Origin of the sequence: Novosphingobium sp. B-7 (genome assembly GCF_000410615.1) — a bacterium.
Lineage (GTDB): Bacteria > Pseudomonadota > Alphaproteobacteria > Sphingomonadales > Sphingomonadaceae > Novosphingobium > Novosphingobium capsulatum.
The window spans coordinates 13,044-16,227 of sequence record NZ_KE148522.1 but is presented as its reverse complement, the minus strand read 5'-3'; the positions used below and the strand labels follow the sequence as shown (position 1 = coordinate 16,227).

The following is a 3,184-nucleotide window of genomic DNA, read 5'->3' as shown; positions in this document are numbered from 1 at the left end:
CGCTCTTCCGCGCTCATCTCGGCGCCGCCGGGCATGCCGGTGGCGATCAGCGTGGCCACGTCATCGCGCGGGTTGGCCTGGCGATCGCGCGTGATCGCGTCGAAGAAGGCGATGTAGTCCTGCTTGACCGCCACGATATGTTCGGCCTCGGTAAGGCCGGGACGGCGCACTGCCGGATCGGACGCGCCGAACAACTCGTGGGTGAGGCGCAGCATGCGCGCTTCGTCTTGTTCGTCGATGCCCAGGATCGCCATGGCGACGCGCAGCGGATACCAGAAGGCGATATCGGTGGCGAGGTCGCATTGCCCTTCATCCTGCGCCATGCGCGCCACAAACGCGGCAGCATGCTGCGCGATGGCGCTTTCCAGCTTGCGGATGTTCTTGGGCAGGAAGAAATCCTGGGTCAGCGCGCGCATCGCCTGGTGGTGGGCGCCGTCCATCGCGGTGAGTGGGAAAACCCCGGACTCGACGCCGAAGATCGCCACGTTGGCCTGCTCCACCGGGATCGGCAGCAGAGTCATGCGCGGGCCGGCGTTGAAGATTTCGGGCTGGCGTTCCAGTTCGCGGATATCGGCGTGGCGCGAGACCACCCAGAACGGGCGGAAGCCCTCAGGATCGGCCCAGGCGACCGGATGTTCGCGGCGCAGCCAGTCATAGAACTGGTGAAGCCGCTGTGGGTCTCCATACAGCGTGGGATCGGCGATCTGGTTGACGACAAACCCGCTCATCTTGGCACTCTCCGGTCTTGTGTCTGGTCAAATTGGCAGGCGCTATGCCAGCAGCGCCGGCAGTGCGGCGTCAGGCTGGCGATAGCGATCGTGTAGCAGGCGCTTGTAGAGCTTGCCGGTGGGATGGCGCGGCAGTTCGGCCATGAATTCCACGCGGCGCGGGATCTTGACCCCGGAAAGCTGTGGCCGCAGCCAGTCGATCAGCGCGCGGGCAAAAGCCGGGGTGGCATCGGCCATGTCCATGGGCTGGATCACCGCGACCACGCATTCGCCCATTTCCGCATCGGGCGCGCCAACCACGGCAGCATCGGCGATGCGCGGGTGGACCACCAGGGCGTTCTCGATTTCCTGCGGATAGATGTTGACCCCGCCAGAGATGATCATGAAGCTCTTGCGATCGGTGAGATAGAGATAGCCGTGCTCGTCAAGCCAGCCCACGTCGCCAAACGTGGCCCAGCCATGGCGATTGTGGGCTGCGGCGGTCTTTTCGGGGTCGTTGTGATAGGAAAAGGCCGGGCCATCGGCAAAGCACACCAGCCCTTCCTGGCGCGGGGGCAGGGGGTTGTCGTCCTCATCGCAGATGTGCAGCGTGCCGATCATCGCGCGTCCCACCGAACCGGGATGGGCCAGCCATTCGGGCGCGGTGATCAGTGTCATGCCGATCGCTTCGGTGCCGGAATAGTATTCCAACAGGATCGGGCCCCACCAGTCGATCATGGCCTGCTTGACCGGCACCGGGCAGGGCGCAGCGGCATGGATCGCGAGGCGCAGCGACGAGCAATCGTGGCGCGCGCGTGCTTCGTCCGGCAGCTTGAGCATGCGCACAAAATGGGTGGGCACCCACTGGCTGTGCGTGACGCGATAGCGCGCGATCAGCGCCAGGGCCGCTTCGGGATCGAACTTTTCCATGATTACCACCGTGCCGCCCAGCGCCAGTACTTCGCGGCACCAGCGCAGCGGCGCGGCATGATAGAGCGGCGCGGGATTGAGATAGACCGTCTCGACCCCGAACCCCAGCCGCGCGCAGATGGTGCCCAGCGGAGAGGGCGTGGTGATCGCGGGATCGCTCGGCAGGGGCGGCTTGATGCCCTTGGGACGGCCGGTGGTGCCCGAGGAATAGAGCATGTCGATCCCGGCGCGCTCGTCTGCAATCGGCGTGATCGGCAGCGAGGCGGTAGCGTCTTCCCAAGTCTGCCAGCCCGGAACAGCCGGCCCAAGCGTATAGCGCAAGGCCGGCGCGGCATCACCCAGCGTTTGCAGCAGCGGTGCCAGCGTGCCTGAGGCGATCAGCATCTGGGCACCGCTGTCCTGCAGGATATAGGCAATCTCGGCAGGGGCGAGGCGGGTGGACAGGCACACGAAATAAAGCCCGGCGCGATGGGCCGCACAGGTGATCTGGAGATAGCGCGCGTCGTTTTCCAGCATGATCGCCACCACCGCGCCCGGTTGCAGCCCGGCGCCACGCAACAGATGCGCGCCCTGGTTGGAACGGGCTTCCAGCTGCGCGAAGGTGATGGTCTGGCCCGAGCCGGCCATGATGATGGCTGCCTTGTCCGGCGTGGCGCGGGCAAACTCGCTGGGGTGCATCGACAACCTCTCGTTTCGGGCGGCGCGGTTTCTTGCAGGAGCGCCGTTGCGGACGCGCGCCGTGGCCGGCGATCGTCTGGCCAGCAGCATAGCCATGACCGGGCCAGGGGCGCAATACTGAACTTAACTGATCGATCAATTGACTTCGTCATGTGGAGTTTTTAAGCCAGCCATCAAGGCAGTCCGGGGCTGTTTCCGGGCGCCATGGTGAGAGGCTTTCCGATCGATGACCAATCCGCTTTGCACCCTGACGCACGAGGACGGCGTGGCCGTGCTCGCCATCGATTCGCCCCCGGTCAATGCGCTGGGCCAGGCGGTGCGCCAGGCGATCCACGAAACCATGGGCAAGGCTCTGGCCGATCCGGCAGTGACCGCCGTGGTGATCCTGTGTGCGGGGCGCACGTTCTTTGCCGGGGCCGATATCACCGAGTTCGGCAAGCCCTTTGCCGCGCCTGGCCTGCATGACATGTTCGATCGGTTTGACGGCGCGAGCAAGCCGATCGTTGCCGCGATCCATGGCACGGCGCTGGGTGGCGGGCTGGAACTGGCGCTGGCCTGCCATTATCGCGTCGCCGTGCCCACCGCCAAGCTCGGGCTGCCCGAAGTGGCGCTGGGCCTGTTGCCTGGCGCCGGCGGCACGCAGCGCGCCCCGCGCCTGATCGGCGTGGCCCAGGCGCTGGACCTGATCGTCGGCGGCAAACCGGTCGGTGCGGCGCAGGCCCTGCGCATCGGCCTGATCGATCGCGTGCTGGAAGGCCAGGACATGCGCGCCGAGGCTGTGGCCTATGCCCGCGAACTGGTGGCAAGCGGCGCCCCACTGCGCCGCACGCGCGACTTGCCGGCCGACCTTACCCCGCAGGAAGCCGTCG

Annotated in this window: 2 protein-coding genes and 1 pseudogene; 1 reads left to right on the top strand and 2 read right to left on the bottom strand. The window is 66.5% G+C overall.

Features of this window, described 5'->3' with window-relative positions:
• Positions 1-728, bottom strand: a pseudogene (locus H926_RS31380) (cytochrome P450); the annotation flags it as partial.
• 42 nt (positions 729-770) lie between these two features.
• Positions 771-2,315, bottom strand: a complete 1,545-nt coding sequence (locus H926_RS0124465; RefSeq protein ID WP_022678578.1) for an acyl-CoA synthetase — start codon at positions 2,313-2,315, stop codon at positions 771-773.
• A 226-nt stretch (positions 2,316-2,541) separates the two neighbouring features.
• Between H926_RS0124465 and H926_RS33975 the strand changes: the two genes are divergently transcribed.
• The coding region (locus H926_RS33975) for an enoyl-CoA hydratase-related protein (protein WP_192816581.1) at positions 2,542-3,184 on the top strand (643 nt) is incomplete at its 3' end.

Coding starts and splice junctions, on each gene's coding strand:
- H926_RS0124465 (WP_022678578.1), bottom strand. CDS start 2,315: ATGCACCCCAGCGAGTTTGCCCGCGCCACGCCGGACAAGGCAGCCATC.